This window comes from Thermosynechococcus sp. TG215 (assembly GCF_031583455.1).
Taxonomy (GTDB): domain Bacteria; phylum Cyanobacteriota; class Cyanobacteriia; order Thermosynechococcales; family Thermosynechococcaceae; genus Thermosynechococcus.
Window position 1 is genome coordinate 1,615,555 of record NZ_CP134178.1, and the last position, 13,923, is coordinate 1,629,477.

At 54.2% G+C, this 13,923-nt stretch carries 15 protein-coding genes; 5 read left to right on the forward strand and 10 right to left on the reverse strand.

Annotated elements, in window-relative coordinates; all coding sequences use genetic code 11:
* Positions 1–8 precede the first annotated feature (8 nt).
* The gene (locus tag RHJ02_RS07825) at positions 9–692 is read right to left on the reverse strand and encodes a response regulator transcription factor (protein WP_206199688.1); all 684 of its coding nucleotides are present in this window, start codon (positions 690–692) and stop codon (positions 9–11) included.
* Positions 693–849: 157 nt separating this feature from the next.
* Between RHJ02_RS07825 and RHJ02_RS07830 the strand changes: the two genes are divergently transcribed.
* Both RHJ02_RS07830 and trmFO read left to right on the forward strand, forming a co-directional pair.
* Positions 850–2,253: a cation:proton antiporter gene (locus RHJ02_RS07830; RefSeq protein ID WP_310742859.1), complete on the forward strand. Its 1,404-nt coding sequence runs from the start codon at positions 850–852 to the stop codon at positions 2,251–2,253.
* Between the two features lie 2 nt (positions 2,254–2,255).
* Positions 2,256–3,629, forward strand: a complete 1,374-nt coding sequence (gene trmFO, locus RHJ02_RS07835) for an FADH(2)-oxidizing methylenetetrahydrofolate--tRNA-(uracil(54)-C(5))-methyltransferase TrmFO (RefSeq protein WP_310800098.1) — start codon at positions 2,256–2,258, stop codon at positions 3,627–3,629.
* Here trmFO and tsaE read toward each other — a convergent pair.
* Genes tsaE through RHJ02_RS07860 form a run of 5 tightly spaced genes read right to left on the reverse strand, consistent with a single transcriptional unit; the run spans position 3,532 to position 7,104 of the window.
* On the reverse strand, positions 3,532–3,990 hold the full coding sequence (tsaE, locus tag RHJ02_RS07840; RefSeq protein WP_206199691.1) for a tRNA (adenosine(37)-N6)-threonylcarbamoyltransferase complex ATPase subunit type 1 TsaE: 459 nt from the start codon (positions 3,988–3,990) through the stop codon (positions 3,532–3,534). The two genes, trmFO and tsaE, sit on opposite strands and share 98 nt — an antisense overlap.
* Positions 3,991–4,683, reverse strand: a complete 693-nt coding sequence (gene bchM / locus RHJ02_RS07845; RefSeq protein WP_206199692.1) for a magnesium protoporphyrin IX methyltransferase — start codon at positions 4,681–4,683, stop codon at positions 3,991–3,993. It abuts the gene before it with no gap.
* Between the two features lie 48 nt (positions 4,684–4,731).
* A complete protein-coding gene (locus tag RHJ02_RS07850) occupies positions 4,732–5,640 on the reverse strand; it encodes an ABC transporter permease (RefSeq protein ID WP_206199693.1) in 909 nt (302 codons plus the stop codon).
* Entirely contained in the window at positions 5,609–6,331 is a 723-nt protein-coding gene (gene ftsE / locus RHJ02_RS07855; RefSeq protein WP_225901530.1) for a cell division ATP-binding protein FtsE, read from the reverse strand. The genes RHJ02_RS07850 and ftsE overlap by 32 nt, the downstream gene beginning before the upstream one ends.
* Entirely contained in the window at positions 6,328–7,104 is a 777-nt protein-coding gene (locus RHJ02_RS07860; protein WP_310800099.1) for a WecB/TagA/CpsF family glycosyltransferase, read from the reverse strand. The genes ftsE and RHJ02_RS07860 overlap by 4 nt, the downstream gene beginning before the upstream one ends.
* Before the next feature lie 295 nt (positions 7,105–7,399).
* On the opposite strand from RHJ02_RS07860, the gene psbD reads away from it, so the two are divergent.
* A complete protein-coding gene (psbD, locus tag RHJ02_RS07865; RefSeq protein ID WP_206199695.1) occupies positions 7,400–8,458 on the forward strand; it encodes a photosystem II D2 protein (photosystem q(a) protein) in 1,059 nt (352 codons plus the stop codon).
* Between the two features lie 57 nt (positions 8,459–8,515).
* On the opposite strand, the gene rfbC is transcribed toward psbD, so the two are convergent.
* Genes rfbC through rfbB form a run of 3 tightly spaced genes read right to left on the reverse strand, consistent with a single transcriptional unit; the run spans position 8,516 to position 11,020 of the window.
* Positions 8,516–9,064: a dTDP-4-dehydrorhamnose 3,5-epimerase gene (rfbC, locus tag RHJ02_RS07870; RefSeq protein ID WP_206199696.1), complete on the reverse strand. Its 549-nt coding sequence runs from the start codon at positions 9,062–9,064 to the stop codon at positions 8,516–8,518.
* Positions 9,057–9,944, reverse strand: coding sequence for a glucose-1-phosphate thymidylyltransferase RfbA (rfbA, locus tag RHJ02_RS07875; protein ID WP_206199697.1), 888 nt, complete (start codon positions 9,942–9,944; stop codon positions 9,057–9,059). Before rfbA ends, rfbC begins: the two co-directional genes overlap by 8 nt.
* Positions 9,941–11,020, reverse strand: coding sequence for a dTDP-glucose 4,6-dehydratase (gene rfbB, locus RHJ02_RS07880; protein ID WP_310800100.1), 1,080 nt, complete (start codon positions 11,018–11,020; stop codon positions 9,941–9,943). The genes rfbA and rfbB overlap by 4 nt, the downstream gene beginning before the upstream one ends.
* A 103-nt stretch (positions 11,021–11,123) precedes the next feature.
* Here rfbB and RHJ02_RS07885 point away from each other — a divergent pair, with 103 nt between their 5' ends.
* Positions 11,124–11,573: a nucleoside deaminase gene (locus RHJ02_RS07885; protein WP_310800101.1), complete on the forward strand. Its 450-nt coding sequence runs from the start codon at positions 11,124–11,126 to the stop codon at positions 11,571–11,573.
* A 7-nt stretch (positions 11,574–11,580) separates the two neighbouring features.
* Here RHJ02_RS07885 and alr read toward each other — a convergent pair whose 3' ends face one another.
* Entirely contained in the window at positions 11,581–12,732 is a 1,152-nt protein-coding gene (gene alr / locus RHJ02_RS07890) for an alanine racemase (RefSeq protein WP_206199700.1), read from the reverse strand.
* 297 nt (positions 12,733–13,029) lie between these two features.
* Here alr and murI point away from each other — a divergent pair, with 297 nt between their 5' ends.
* The gene (murI, locus tag RHJ02_RS07895) at positions 13,030–13,923 is read left to right on the forward strand and encodes a glutamate racemase (protein ID WP_310800102.1); all 894 of its coding nucleotides are present in this window, start codon (positions 13,030–13,032) and stop codon (positions 13,921–13,923) included.

A 13,923-nucleotide genomic window follows, 5' to 3' on the forward strand; every position in this document is an offset into this window, starting at 1 on the left:
CTACTTTCCTAAGAAACATTTTGCTGGGGATTCAAGGAATAACCACTACCATAGTGGGTTTTGAGCCAATGCTCTACACCCAGTTGCTTCAATTGCTCCCGCAGCCGTTTCACTCGCACAGCAACCGCATTACTCTCAGGGGATTTATCCCATTCCCAGAGTTGACTTTCAATTTGCTGGCAGCTGAGAACTTGGCGTGGATGGCGCATCAGGTAGCTGAGCAACTGAAAATCTCGACTTTTAAGCTGAATTTCCACACCTTGATAGCTCAACTTCCGAGTCTCTAGGTGGAGAGTTAATCCCTCAAGGGTTAGTTCATCCCCCTGCCAGAGGGGCGATCGCCGCCGCAGGGCGCGGATGCGTGCCAATAATTCCAATAGATCCACGGGCTTAATGAGATAATCATCGGCACCCACATCTAAGCCAGTGACTTTATCCGCCGTCGTGTCCTTTGCGGTAAGAAAGACAATTGGCGCAGTTTTTTGCTGCTGGCGGTAATAGCGACACAGCTGTGTGCCTTCACCATCGGGTAAAAGCCAATCTAAAATGAGCAATTCATAATCCACCTCATGGATTAACCAGTAGGCTGTTTTCAAATCGGGTGCAGTATCAACGGTGTAGCCCTGCCGCTGCAGTGCTAGGCAAATGGGCTGTCGCTGCTGGGGGTCATCTTCGACAAAGAGAATGCGCATGATCGAGTGACCGCTGCTATAAAAAACGATGATAAACCGACTGAAATCCAACCTAGTTTAGACAGAAAGAAATAGGATTCGGTTCAGGCCAGAGGCAGGTTGAGCAAAAGGGGAAGGCATGCTTAACTGAGTTAAAGAGTTTTGAGCCTTTGCTTCTATGCCTTTGATAGCGCTACTGTTTGAACCCTTTTTTGCCAATGCGGCAGCAGAATCAGTGAACTTGGCGGAAGCAGCACCTTTAATTTTGGCCGCTGTTTTACTGAGTCTGGTGGTGATTTACTTGGCGAGCAAAATGGGCGGTGAAATTTGTGCCCGCATTAACTTTCCACCGGTGTTGGGTGAGCTGGTGGGCGGTGTGGTGGTTGGTATTTCGGTCTTGCACCTGTTGGTCTTTTCCGAAGGGGGAACCACTGAGCCCTCTGTGCTGACGGCGTTTATTCAGCAGACCACCGGTATGGATGACCCGCTGGCTACGGTGGTTGCCAATACTGCCAGTGAGGTCATTGCCGTCCTCTCAGAAATTGGTGTCATGATCCTGCTCTTTGAGATTGGCTTGGAGTCCGATCTAGAGGGTTTGCTGAGGGTGGGGCCGCAGGCAGCTATCGTTGCTGTGGGCGGGGTGGTGGTTCCCTTTACAGCAGGAACCCTTGGCCTCGTGACGCTGTTTCATGTGGACTTGGTACCGGCCATCTTTGCAGGGGCGGCTCTGACGGCAACCAGTATTGGCATCACAGCCAAAGTCCTTGCCGAAATTCAACGTCTTACTTCTCCGGAAGGTCAAATCATCATTGGGGCAGCCGTTCTCGATGATATTCTCGGCATTATTGTGCTGGCAGTGGTGGCCAGTCTAGCCAAAACGGGCACGGTCGAGATTAGCAATGTGATCTACTTGATCATTAGCTCTGTAGTCTTTTTGGTGGGGTCTGTTGTCGTGGGGCGGCTGCTGAGTCCCTTCTTTTTGGGAATGGTCGATCGCCTGACAACGCGCGGCAACTTACTGATTCCCTCTCTTATCTTTGCCTTTGTCCTTGGTTATGTGGCAGTGATGCTGCAATTGGAAGCGATTCTCGGTGCTTTTACCGCTGGCTTAGTCTTGGGGGAAACGGAAAAACGACGTGAGCTAGAGGAGCAGATTTTGCCCATTGCCGATATGCTAGTGCCAGTTTTCTTTGTCTGTGTTGGCGCACGCACCGATATTAGCGTTCTCAATCCCCTAGAACCGGCCAATCGTGCGGGTCTGATCATTGCCTCGTTCCTTGTATTGGTGGCCATTCTTGGTAAGGTGGTAACAGGGGCAACGGTCTTTGGCCAGCCGGGAATTAACCGTTGGGCCATTGGCATTGGTATGGTGCCTCGCGGTGAAGTGGGTTTGATTTTTGCGGCTGTGGGGTCGGCCAGCGGTGTGCTCTCGAAGGCTCTAGATGCCGGTATTATCGTCATGGTGATTGTGACCACGTTCGTTGCGCCACCCCTGTTGCGCTTGGTCTTCAAGCCAGAGGTAGAAGACTCAGAGGCGTTACCCAGCTCAGAAGTTGCAGTGGAGTCTCCCCCAGAAGGATAGCAATGGAACCGATTACGGTCATTGGTGGTGGTCTAGCGGGTACAGAAGCGGCTTGGCAAATTGTTCGAGCGGGTGTGCCGGTGGTGCTGTATGAAATGCGCCCCCATGTGCCTAGTCCAGCTCACCATACGGCGGAGTTGGCAGAGTTGGTGTGCAGTAATTCCTTTGGTGCCAAGGCCAGCGATCGCGCCACGGGGTTATTGCACCATGAACTGCGTGCCCTCGGGTCGTTGATTATTGCCACTGCCGATCGCCATCAAGTGCCTGCCGGCGGTGCTCTAGCGGTGGATCGTGCCCAGTTTAGTCGTGAGTTGACTGAAACCCTCGAACGGCATCCCCTTGTGACATTGCGGCGCGAAGAACTCCCCCATTTGCCAGAGACCGGGATTGTCGTGCTAGCCACCGGGCCGCTTACCAGTGAGGCGCTGAGTGCGGATCTCCAACGCTTTACCGGACTGGACTACCTCAGCTTTTTCGATGCTGCCAGCCCAATTGTGGTTGGGGAGTCCATTAACCGTGAGGTGGCCTTTTTGGCCTCCCGCTACGACCGCGGGGAAGCAGCCTATCTCAACTGTCCCTTCACTGCTGAGGAATATCAGCGCTTTTGGCAGGCTCTCTGTGAAGCTGAACAGGCACCCTTGAAGGACTTTGAGCGTGAGAATGCTCAATTTTTTGAGGCTTGCTTACCCGTAGAGGAGTTGGCGCGGCGGGGGGTGGATACGCTGCGCTTTGGACCTTTGAAACCCGTGGGCTTGCGAGATCCGCGTACGGGAGAGCGTCCCTATGCGGTGGCACAACTGCGCCAAGAGGATCGCCATGGTCAACTGTGGAACTTGGTGGGCTTTCAAACCAATTTGCGCTGGGGGGAGCAACAGCGGGTGTTTCGGATGATTCCGGGCTTAGAGCAGGCGGAGTTTGTGCGCATGGGGGTGATGCACCGCAATACCTTCTTAAATGCGCCGAAGTTGTTGAGTGCCAGTCTCCAGTTTCGCGATCGCCCCACCCTCTTGGCGGCGGGTCAAATTACCGGTACCGAAGGGTATACAGCAGCAGCGGCGGGGGGCTGGTTAGCAGGAACGAACGCGGCTCGCTTGGCACAAGGACTCCTACCCTTGGTATTGCCGCCAACCACGATGGCCGGTGCCCTCTTCCACTACATCAGTACGGCGGAGAGCAAAACCTTCCAGCCCATGCCCCCCAACTTTGGTATTCTGCCACCCCTAGAGCAAAACGTTCGGCAAAAGGCCTTGCGCTATGCCGCTTATCGCGATCGCGCCCTCAAAGATTTAAGCATTTGGGCAACAGCGATGTCGCTGCCCCTACAGCCTCTAGAGTTAGACAGGTGCGATCCTGCTGTCGTTGAAGCTGGAGCCTAAGGTAGTCTGGGGGTAGCGTTGGCAGGCGATCGGGCCACTCTATGGCAACAATTCCGAGATCAATTTCTTCCCCAAGCCAATAACGTTCCGGTGCCAACTCCGCCACTTCAGCAGGGGTAAGGCGATAGAGATCAAAGTGATAGAGGGGCACACGCCCTTCGGGGTATTCCTGAATCAGCGTGAAAGTGGGGCTTTGGATGACATCCGCAATGCCCAATCCCTCCCCCAAGGCTTGCACAAACGTGGTTTTCCCTGCCCCTAGATCCCCCGCTAACAAGAGCACTGTCCCCGGCGGCAGCCATGTCCCCCACTGGCGCCCCAAGGCTTGCAGATCCGCCAAGCTGAGGTTGAGGTTCGTCATCTAGGCGCGCACTGCTTCTAGGAGTCGCGAAAAGTAAAAGCGGGTTTTGGTCATGGCATTGCGTTCAATCCGCCAACCCAAGTCTCGCAAAATCCCCACAATAAATTCCTCACTGTGGAGATAGGCACGGGTGGCCTTGCTGGAGCCGGGGAAGAATTCACCAATTTTTTTCAGCAGCGTATATTTTGGTGTTTTGGGGGCAAAGCTGAGGATCAGTCGCTCCATCGCCAAGGAACTCAAGTGGGCTAGCATCCCTGCCATTTGGCTGTCGGGATAGTGGATGAGGACATCAAGGCAGATGACGGTATGGTATTGTCCCCGCAGGACTTCAAGATCACTGACACTGAGGATGAGTTCATGGTGGCCATTCAATTGAGCAGCGGCGCGATCGCGGGCTTCGGCCACCATCTTCTCGGAAATGTCACTGGCATAGACCCGTGCCCCCAATTCTGCAAGGGGAATGCTCAGACTACCAACCCCACAGCCCGCATCACAAATGAGTTTACCCTTGAGGGAGCCATCAGCCTTGAGCCATGCTAGTACCGTATCAATGGTCTGTTGGTGTCCCATGCGGATATCCGCTTGCACCTTGCTGACCTGATCCGTGCCATAGATGCGCCGCCAGCGATCGAAGCCGGTCGTGTTGAAATAATTTTGAACAATTGCTTTCTCGTCAGCCGTAAATTGTGCCATAGCCCTTAGAATCAATCGTCATTGCCCCATTTATTGTGGCATAGCCGCCTACCGCTGAGAGGTGGTTGGCAGTGCCAATCGGGTACTCACTAGCCCCAAAATTACCCCAATGATGATCAGGAACACCCCCAAGCCCAGCGACCATTCAAGGGAAACATTGCTGGCAAGGGCGCGAAAACTGGCCTGTTGGGTTAACCACTGCTGAAGCTGTTGACTACTGCCCCAGCCAACTATCCACGCCAGTAAACCACCGCCGCCACCTAGACTAGCGGCTTGAATAAATAGGGGGGTATAAATCCAAGTTTGGGTGGCGCCCACCAATGTCATGATCTCAATTTCAGGTTGGCGCACAAGGATAATCAACCGTAAAATGGCGCTCACTAAGGCAACTACCGTTAAACTCAGGAGCAGCACCAAAATGAACGTGACTGCCCGCACTACCCGCTGCACACTTTGCAGACCCGTTAGGGCACGCTCAAGATACTGCACCGACTCAATGCCTTCCTTTTGGGCAATTTGGCTGGCTAGGGGAGCCACCTGTTCGAGGCTTTGGGCGCGGATCTTGATTTCATCGCTGAGGGGATTGGTGTCAAAGAGGGCTAAGCCACCCTGTTCACTTTTGAGGCCTAAATCAGCTTGCAATTGTGCCCAAGCGCGATCGCGATCAATCCAAGTGAAGTCGGCTACCCCCGGTAATGCCGCCAACTGCTCCTTAAGGCTGGCCACTTTGGCTGCGGGAAGTTCAGGCGACACATAGGCCGTAATTTCTAGCCGATTGCCCAAGGACTCGACACTAGCGCCAAGGAGGTGCGACACTTGCCAGCCCCAACCAAAAATAAAGAGCGTCACGGCCACAGCAATAACGGCTGCGCCATTGAGCCAACCACCGCGCCAGAGACTGCGGCGCACTTCTGGAAGCAAAAAGTCAAGGGTGGGTAAGGGACTCAAGTTTGCCATGGTGCAAATGGAGAATCCGATGGGGGACTAAGCGAGTCAAGGCTAAGTCATGGGTGGTAAAGAGAACCGTTAGCCCATGTTGATGGAGGCGATGGAGCAGAGCAAGAATTTGCTGGCTGGTTTGCGGATCCAGATTGCCCGTGGGTTCATCCGCCAGCAATAGCTCAGGCCCACCAACGATCGCCCGAGCAATGCTCACCCGCTGCTGCTCTCCCCCCGATAGAGATTGGGGATTGGCATTGGCTTTGTGGCTCAGGCCCACCAGTTTGAGCACCGTTTGTACCCGCTGCTGAATTTCTGCTTTGGGAATACCGCGCACCAGCAGCGCAAAAGCCACATTGTCTGCCACGGAGCGATCGCCCAGCAGCTTAAAGTCTTGAAAGATTACCCCCAAGCGCCGCCGCAACTGTGCCATCCGTCGATCCTGTTGGGGATTGACTTCCTCACCAAAGAGGCGAACTATGCCCTGATCTGGGCGAACTTGGCCACAGAGGAGTTTTAAGAGGGTAGATTTACCCGACCCCGAAGCACCCGTGAGAAAATAAAACTCTCCCCGTCGCAGTTGTAAATTGACGCGATGTAAGCAGGGCAAAGTGCCACCAAAGGACTTCGTGACTTGCCACAGTTCTGCAACGATTACCCCCTCAGAGGTGGGTTCGCAGGGGGGTACCACTGGGGTCACTGCTGTCATCGGGACGAGAAACGCTGTCGCCCATACAAACGACTTAGAAGCGCCTTCCATGCAAATTGGGGCAAAGCCAACATCCGCCGCCAGCGCCACGGTTCCTGATACAGACGGTAGAGCCATTCTAGATGGAGTTTTTGCATTAGCTTGGGTGCTCGCTTTTTAACCCCTGCCCACACATCAAAACTACCGCCCACGCCAACCCAAATCGCTTCTGGACAAATGTGACGATGGCGATCAATCCAATATTCCTGACGGGGAACTCCCAAAGCCACAAAAATAATGTGGGGTTGTGTCTCCTTTAGCGTTTCAATGAGAGCAACCTCTGTATCGGCATCGTGGTAGCCTGACTGCACACCAATAATGTTCAGGTTGGGCAACTCTCGATGCCAGCGCTCAGCCACTTTTTCTGCCACCCCCGGCGCTGCCCCATAGAAGAAGACCCGCTTGGGCTGGGGCGCCTCATTGGCAAGTCGCAGGAGGTCTTCGGCAAATTCAATCCCCGGCAGACGGCGCACCGAGAGGCCATGCAACTTGAGGTAGAGAATGACCCCCGATCCATCGGGAATCACCAAATCAGCACGGTGTAAAACATCAGCAAACTCTGGTGTTCGCTCCGCCAGCATCACCATCTCTGAATTGAGCGTGATCACGTGCTGACCATGGCCATCCCGCTGTTGCATTAGCAGCCACTCAGGAGCGTTGTCCACCAAATGAAGGGGAAAGCCAAGAACAGAGACCTTTACGGGAATGGCGGGAATTAGAATTGAGCGACCCATAGGGCAGAATTCAGGGCAAGAAACACCGAGTATCTTACAACCCTTTTCACAGGAATTGAACACCGTGAGCAAAACAGCTTCCTAGGAGGGACGACAGCTCGCTATGTTCTGCCATGGTTTGGAAAAGGGCTATACCCTAGATACACAGTTCCTCGACGAGGTATGCCTTGTTGAAAACCACAAAACGCCTTTGCTAGATTAGAGTCGTTATTAAGATTCGTAAACTTGGCTCTTATCGTCCCATTGAGCTACCTCACGAATCTGCCTTTATCACTTCCTTTCGGAGTTGAGTTTTATGACGATCGCAATTGGACGAGCGCCAGCAGAACGGGGATGGTTTGACATCCTCGACGACTGGCTCAAGCGTGACAGATTTGTCTTTGTCGGCTGGTCAGGCATCCTGCTGTTTCCCTGCGCCTACCTTGCCCTCGGGGGCTGGCTGACCGGTACCACCTTTGTGACCTCTTGGTACACCCACGGCCTCGCCTCCAGCTACCTCGAAGGCTGCAACTTCCTCACCGTTGCCGTTTCCACCCCCGCCAACAGCATGGGGCACTCCCTCCTGCTCCTCTGGGGTCCCGAAGCCCAAGGGGACTTCACCCGCTGGTGCCAACTGGGCGGTCTGTGGACCTTTATCGCCCTCCACGGCGCCTTTGGCCTCATTGGCTTCATGCTGCGGCAATTTGAAATTGCTCGCTTGGTGGGCATCCGTCCCTACAACGCCATTGCCTTCAGTGCCCCCATTGCCGTTTTTGTCAGCGTCTTCTTGATGTATCCTTTGGGGCAATCCAGTTGGTTCTTTGCCCCCAGCTTTGGCGTGGCTGCCATCTTCCGCTTCCTGCTGTTCTTCCAAGGGTTTCACAACTGGACTTTGAACCCCTTCCACATGATGGGGGTGGCCGGTGTGCTCGGCGGTGCCCTGTTGTGTGCCATCCACGGTGCCACAGTGGAGAACACCCTCTTCCAAGATGGCGAAGGCGCCAGCACCTTCCGTGCCTTTAGCCCCACCCAATCGGAAGAGACCTACTCGATGGTGACGGCCAACCGGTTCTGGAGCCAAATTTTTGGCATTGCCTTCTCGAACAAGCGCTGGTTGCACTTTTTCATGTTGTTTGTGCCCGTGACGGGGCTGTGGATGAGTGCGATTGGCGTGGTGGGTCTGGCGTTGAACCTGCGGTCTTACGACTTTATTTCGCAGGAGATTCGGGCAGCGGAAGACCCTGAGTTTGAGACGTTCTACACGAAGAACCTGCTCTTGAACGAGGGCATTCGCGCTTGGATGGCGCCCCAAGACCAACCCCATGAAAACTTTGTCTTCCCAGAAGAGGTACTCCCCCGTGGTAACGCTCTGTAGAGCCTAATCGTATCCTCGTCTGAGTGTCCCTCTCCAATTGGGGAGGGATTTTTTATCTCAAGCAAATAGGGGAAGTTCGTTGAACGACTTGCCCTGCTGATCCTTGGCAGAAAGGAGGGGTTCGCTGTCGATCGGCCATTGAATGCCGACGGTTGGATCATTCCACAGCAGCGTATATTCATCCCCCGGATTGTAGTAGTCCGTTGTTTTGTAGAGCACTTGGGCAGTGGCTGATTGCACCCAGAAACCATGGGCAAAGCCAGGGGGAATCCACAGTTGCCGGAAGGTCTGCGCACTCAGCCAAGTCCCCACCCATTGGCCACAGGTGGGCGAAGAGCGCCGCAAATCGACTGCGACATCGAAAATTTCCCCCTCGATCACGCGAATGAGTTTGCCCTGGGGCTGTTGGTGCTGGTAGTGTAATCCCCGTAGCACGCCCTGTTGTGAGGCAGAGTGATTGTCTTGGACAAAGGTCACCTCTAAGCCTGTAGCGGCCATAAAAGCCCGCTGATTAAAGCTTTCTAGGAAAAAGCCCCGCTGATCGCGAAAGACACGGGGTTCCAAGAGCAGAACGTCAGCGATCGCTAGCGGTTGTACCTTAAGCATGACTGCCTCCAGTGACTTCTGCCCACACCTGCAAGAGATATTGACCGTAGCTACTTTTGCGCAGGGGTTGGGCGAGTTCATAAAGTTGCTCTGGGGTAATGTAGCCCTGATGCAGAGCAATTTCCTCTAAGCAGGCAATTTTCACCCCCTGCCGTTCCTCCAGTGTGCGAATAAAGCTGCTGGCCTGTTGCAGCAGATCATGGGTACCCGTATCCAGCCACGCATAGCCGCGTCCCAGCAATTCCACCCGCAGTTGTCCCTTTTCAAGGTAGAGGCGGTTGAGATCGGTGATTTCCAGTTCCCCCCGCGCCGATGGTTGAAGCTGGGCTGCCAGATCGCACACTTGATGGTCATAGAAATAGATGCCGGGCACCGCATAGTTGGACTTGGGCACCGCTGGCTTTTCCTCAATGCCGAGGACGCGACCGCTGGCATCAAACTCAATCACACCGTACTGCTGCGGATTGGCCACCCGATAGCCAAAAATCATTGCCCCTTCCGTCAATTGCGCCCCCTGTTGCAATTTTTGGGGTAAATCATGGCCGTAGAGTAGATTATCCCCAAGGGTGAGGCAGACGGGTTCTCCTTGTAAAAACTCCCGCCCTAGGATAAAAGCTTCCGCGAGACCATTGGGCTGAGGCTGCACACAATAGCTGAGGGACAAGCCCCACTGATGACCATCCCCTAGAAGCTTTTCAAAAAGATAGAGGTGCTCTGGGGTAGAAATAATGAGGATCTCCCGAATCCCCGCCAGCATCAGAATTGAGAGGGGATAGTAAATCATTGGCTTGTCATAAATGGGCATCAGTTGTTTACTGAGCACCTGTGTCAGGGGATAGAGGCGGGTTCCAGAGCCACCAGCCAAAATAATTCCTTTCATGGGCAATGACTAAGAACGCTGCCATAGTGGGTTGCCAGCCAAGCACTGTAGTCGGCGGTGCGCGCTGCTTCCACCCAGTCTTGATGGGCAAGATACCACTGCACGGTTTTTTCAAGGCCACTGCCAAACGTTTCTTGGGGCTGCCACCCCAGTTCCCGCTGAATTTTACAGGCGTCAATGGCGTAGCGGCGATCGTGACCGGGGCGATCGCTCACAAAGGTAATCAAGCTGCAGTAATTCAAATCAGCGCGAGGCACAAGGGTTTGCAGCAGATCGCAGAGGGTTTGCACGACCTCAAGGTTCGGCTTTTCGCAGTTGCCACCAATGTTGTAGGTTTCCCCCACCTGACCCTTTTGCCAAACGGTATAGACCGCACGGCAGTGATCTTCAACGTAGAGCCAATCCCGCACATTTTGACCATCGCCATATATCGGCAGCGGTTGCCCCGCTAGGGCTTGGCAGATCACCAGCGGAATCAGCTTTTCGGGAAACTGGTAGGGACCATAGTTGTTGGAGCAATTCGATGTCAGGGTGGGCAGACCGTAGGTGTGGTGGTAAGCTCGCACCAAGTGATCTGAGGCAGCCTTTGAGGCGGCATAGGGGCTGTTGGGGGCATAGGGGCTGTCTTCACGAAAGGGCGGATCCTCAGGGCCAAGGCTGCCATAGACTTCATCGGTGGAAATATGAATGAAGCGGAACTGCTCCTGTGCTCCAGTGGGTAACTGCTGCCAGTAGGTTTTGACCTCCTCTAGGAGATTGGCGGTGCCCACAACATTGGTTTGGATAAAGTCTTGGGGACTATTAATGGAGCGATCGACATGGCTTTCGGCAGCAAAGTGAATCACGGCATCGGGCTGAAACGTTTGCAATAGCTCTTGGACAAGGGGGCGATCGCCCACATCCCCCTTGACAAATTGATAATTGGGCAATTGCTCGAGCATGGCCAAAGTGCCGGGGTGACAGGCATAGGTCACTTTATCGAGGTTGAGTACCGCCCCCCAGCCTTCCGTAAGGGCTAAGCGCACAAAGTTGGCGCCAATAAAACCACCCCCACCCGTTACCAAAAACTTGATCATGGACACTGATACCACCAGATTCTGGCTTGCATCATACCAAGACTAGACACCCGTTCAGAAAAAGACGTTTACTAGGAATGAACATTTGCTCAGGCGGACAATCATGGATGAATTTATGGCGGCGGCGATCGCCGAGGCAGAACAAGGACTCAGAGAAGGTGGCATTCCGATTGGCTCGGTCTTGGTGCGCAATGGCCAAATCATTGGTCGCGGCCACAACCAACGGGTGCAGCGGGGCAGTCCGATTCTGCATGCGGAGATTGACTGTCTGGCCAATGCGGGTCGCATCGGTCGCTATGGGGATACGGTGCTGTACTCAACCCTAATGCCCTGCTATCTCTGTGCGGGTGCTGTGGTGCAGTTTGGCATCAAAAAAGTGATTGCGGGTGAATCCCAGACCTTTCCGGGGGCGCGGGAGTTCATGGCAGCCCACGGCGTTGAGGTGATTGACCTGAACTTGGAGCGATGCCAGCAGTTAATGCGGGACTTTATTACGCAGCATCCCCAGCTTTGGTTTGAGGACATTGGCGAACTCACCTCTGAAGGAGAGTAGCGAAATTTTAGGATACGGGAATACGCGGCAAGCGGTTCTTGAAGCCACAGAGAATTTCCCAAGTAATTGTGCCTAGGGTGTCCGCCCAAGTTTCTACGGTTAGGCAGTCCCCGCCATCTTCGCCAAGAAGGGTCACCACATCCCCCTCCTGAAGGCCATCAATGTCACTGACATCAATCATCAGTTGATCCATCGTAATAGCCCCCACTTGGCGCACCCGTTTTCCCTGAACCAAGACTTCGAGCTTGTTGGAAAGAAGGCGGGGCACCCCATCAGCGTAGCCAATGCCCACAACGGCAATTTTCATCGGCTTGGGGGCAATGAATTGGTGGCCATAGCTAATGCCCGTATGGGCGGGAATCTCCTTCAACAGGGTAATGCGCGATCGCACTTGCATCACTGGTCGCAGCGGCACCACCCCCCGTAAATGGGGCGCCGGATACACGCCGTAGAGACTCAAACCAACGCGCACCATGTCATAGTGACTACTGCGGTTGGCCAAGGTGGCTGCCGAATTCGCCATGTGACGGCGCACAGCCCCTAAACCTAGGGCCGAAATCTGTTCCCACACCTGTTCAAAATAGGCCTGCTGCTGCCACATCAAACTGGGATCGGTGTCATCGGCACTGGCAAAGTGAGAATAGATTCCTTGGATGCGCAGGTGGGGTAACCGCTGCACAAACTGCACAAATTCGACTGCATTCTGCCACGGACAGCCCAAGCGGGACATGCCTGTATCAATCATCAAATGGACATCAAGAGGTTCCCGCCGGTGATCAGCGTAGTCAGAGAAAATCAAGGCTTGCTTGGGTGTAGAGAGGGTGGGCTGAAGCTGCCACTCGGCCATCATCTGCACCTGCACGGGCAAATTGACGGATCCCAAGACCAAAATTGGCGCTGTAATCCCCGCCTGCCGTAGGGCAATCCCTTCGGGGATTGTTGCCACCCCTAGCCAAGTTGCACCGTGGGCTAAAACCGTCTGTGCCACCGTGAGGGCACCATGACCATAGGCATCTGCTTTCACCACGGCTAAAAGTTCCGTTGTTGGTGCCAGCCATTGGCGAAGATGTTGGGTATTCGCTGCCAAGGCCGCCAAATCAATTTCAATCCATGCGCGCTCACACTCCTGGGAACTGGTGAGCTGTTCCTGACTGAGCATTGTTTTTCCTATCCTCACACCATAACTTCCCCACAGGGGGTGACCAACCCTACAGCCACGGGTGCTCTGTGATTCAATGTATAGCACCCGATGTTCAGTCTTAGCGTCAATCATTCGCTTCTTAGCAAAACCTGCTAGAGTGGCACTACAGCCCTTTTCTATGACCTAGAGTCCATCAAGGAGATCTCGCGGTTTTGAGCGTGTCCCATCTCCGTAAAAAGGGCAGTAGATTGGCTGTGGTTGCCCTCTTGCTGAACGGGGCAATGTCATTTTTGTTGGTGTGAGGTCGAGGTTCGAGTGGACAACTGGCACAAGACATCCCTAGGGCTAAATCCTCTGGGAGCGATTGGCGTGTTTGACAGTGGGGTGGGCGGCTTAACGGTTTTACAGGCACTCCAACGCCTTTTACCCCAAGAATCGTTTCTCTACTTTGGGGATACAGCACGGTTGCCCTATGGAACTCGCCGCCGCAGTGAAATCCTGCAATATGTGCGGGAGATTTTGGCGTGGATGCATTCCCAAGGCGTCAAGATGGCGGTGATGGCCTGCAACACCAGTTCAGCCCTTGCCTTGGCACAGGTTCGCAGTGAGTTTCCCTTTCCGATCCTTGGCTTGATTGTCCCCGCTGCCAAGATGGCGGTCACGCTGGGAAAGCGCATTGGTGTCATTGCTACCCCCGCAACGGTTAAAAGCGGTGCCTATGCACGGGCACTTCAGGAACTCTCACCCACAGTGGCGATCGCTCAAGTGGCTTGCCCTGAGTTTGTCCCCCTTGTGGAAAGCAATTGCCTAGAGGGCGATCGCGTCCACCGCATTGTTTGTCAGACCCTAAACCCCCTAGCTCAATTTGACCCCGATACCCTCATTTATGGTTGCACCCATTACCCCCACCTGCGCCCTGTGATTGAGCAGTATTTGCCCGCAACGGTTCATCACCTTGATCCTGCCCATGCCGTTGCCCGTGCAACAGTGCGCAAACTAGAGGCCATGAATTTAGCGACTCCTTGCCCCCAAGGCCAAGTGCACTTTTATGTCAGTGGGATACCCGAACAATTTGCCCAGTTAGCCAGTCGATGGCTGGGATACTACCCAACGGTGGAGCATCTATCCTTGAGTGTCTTGACCCAATTCTATCCGCCATTAGAGATAACCGCCCCGCCACCAGAGGTCTCCGTGGTTGTTGCCAGCTAG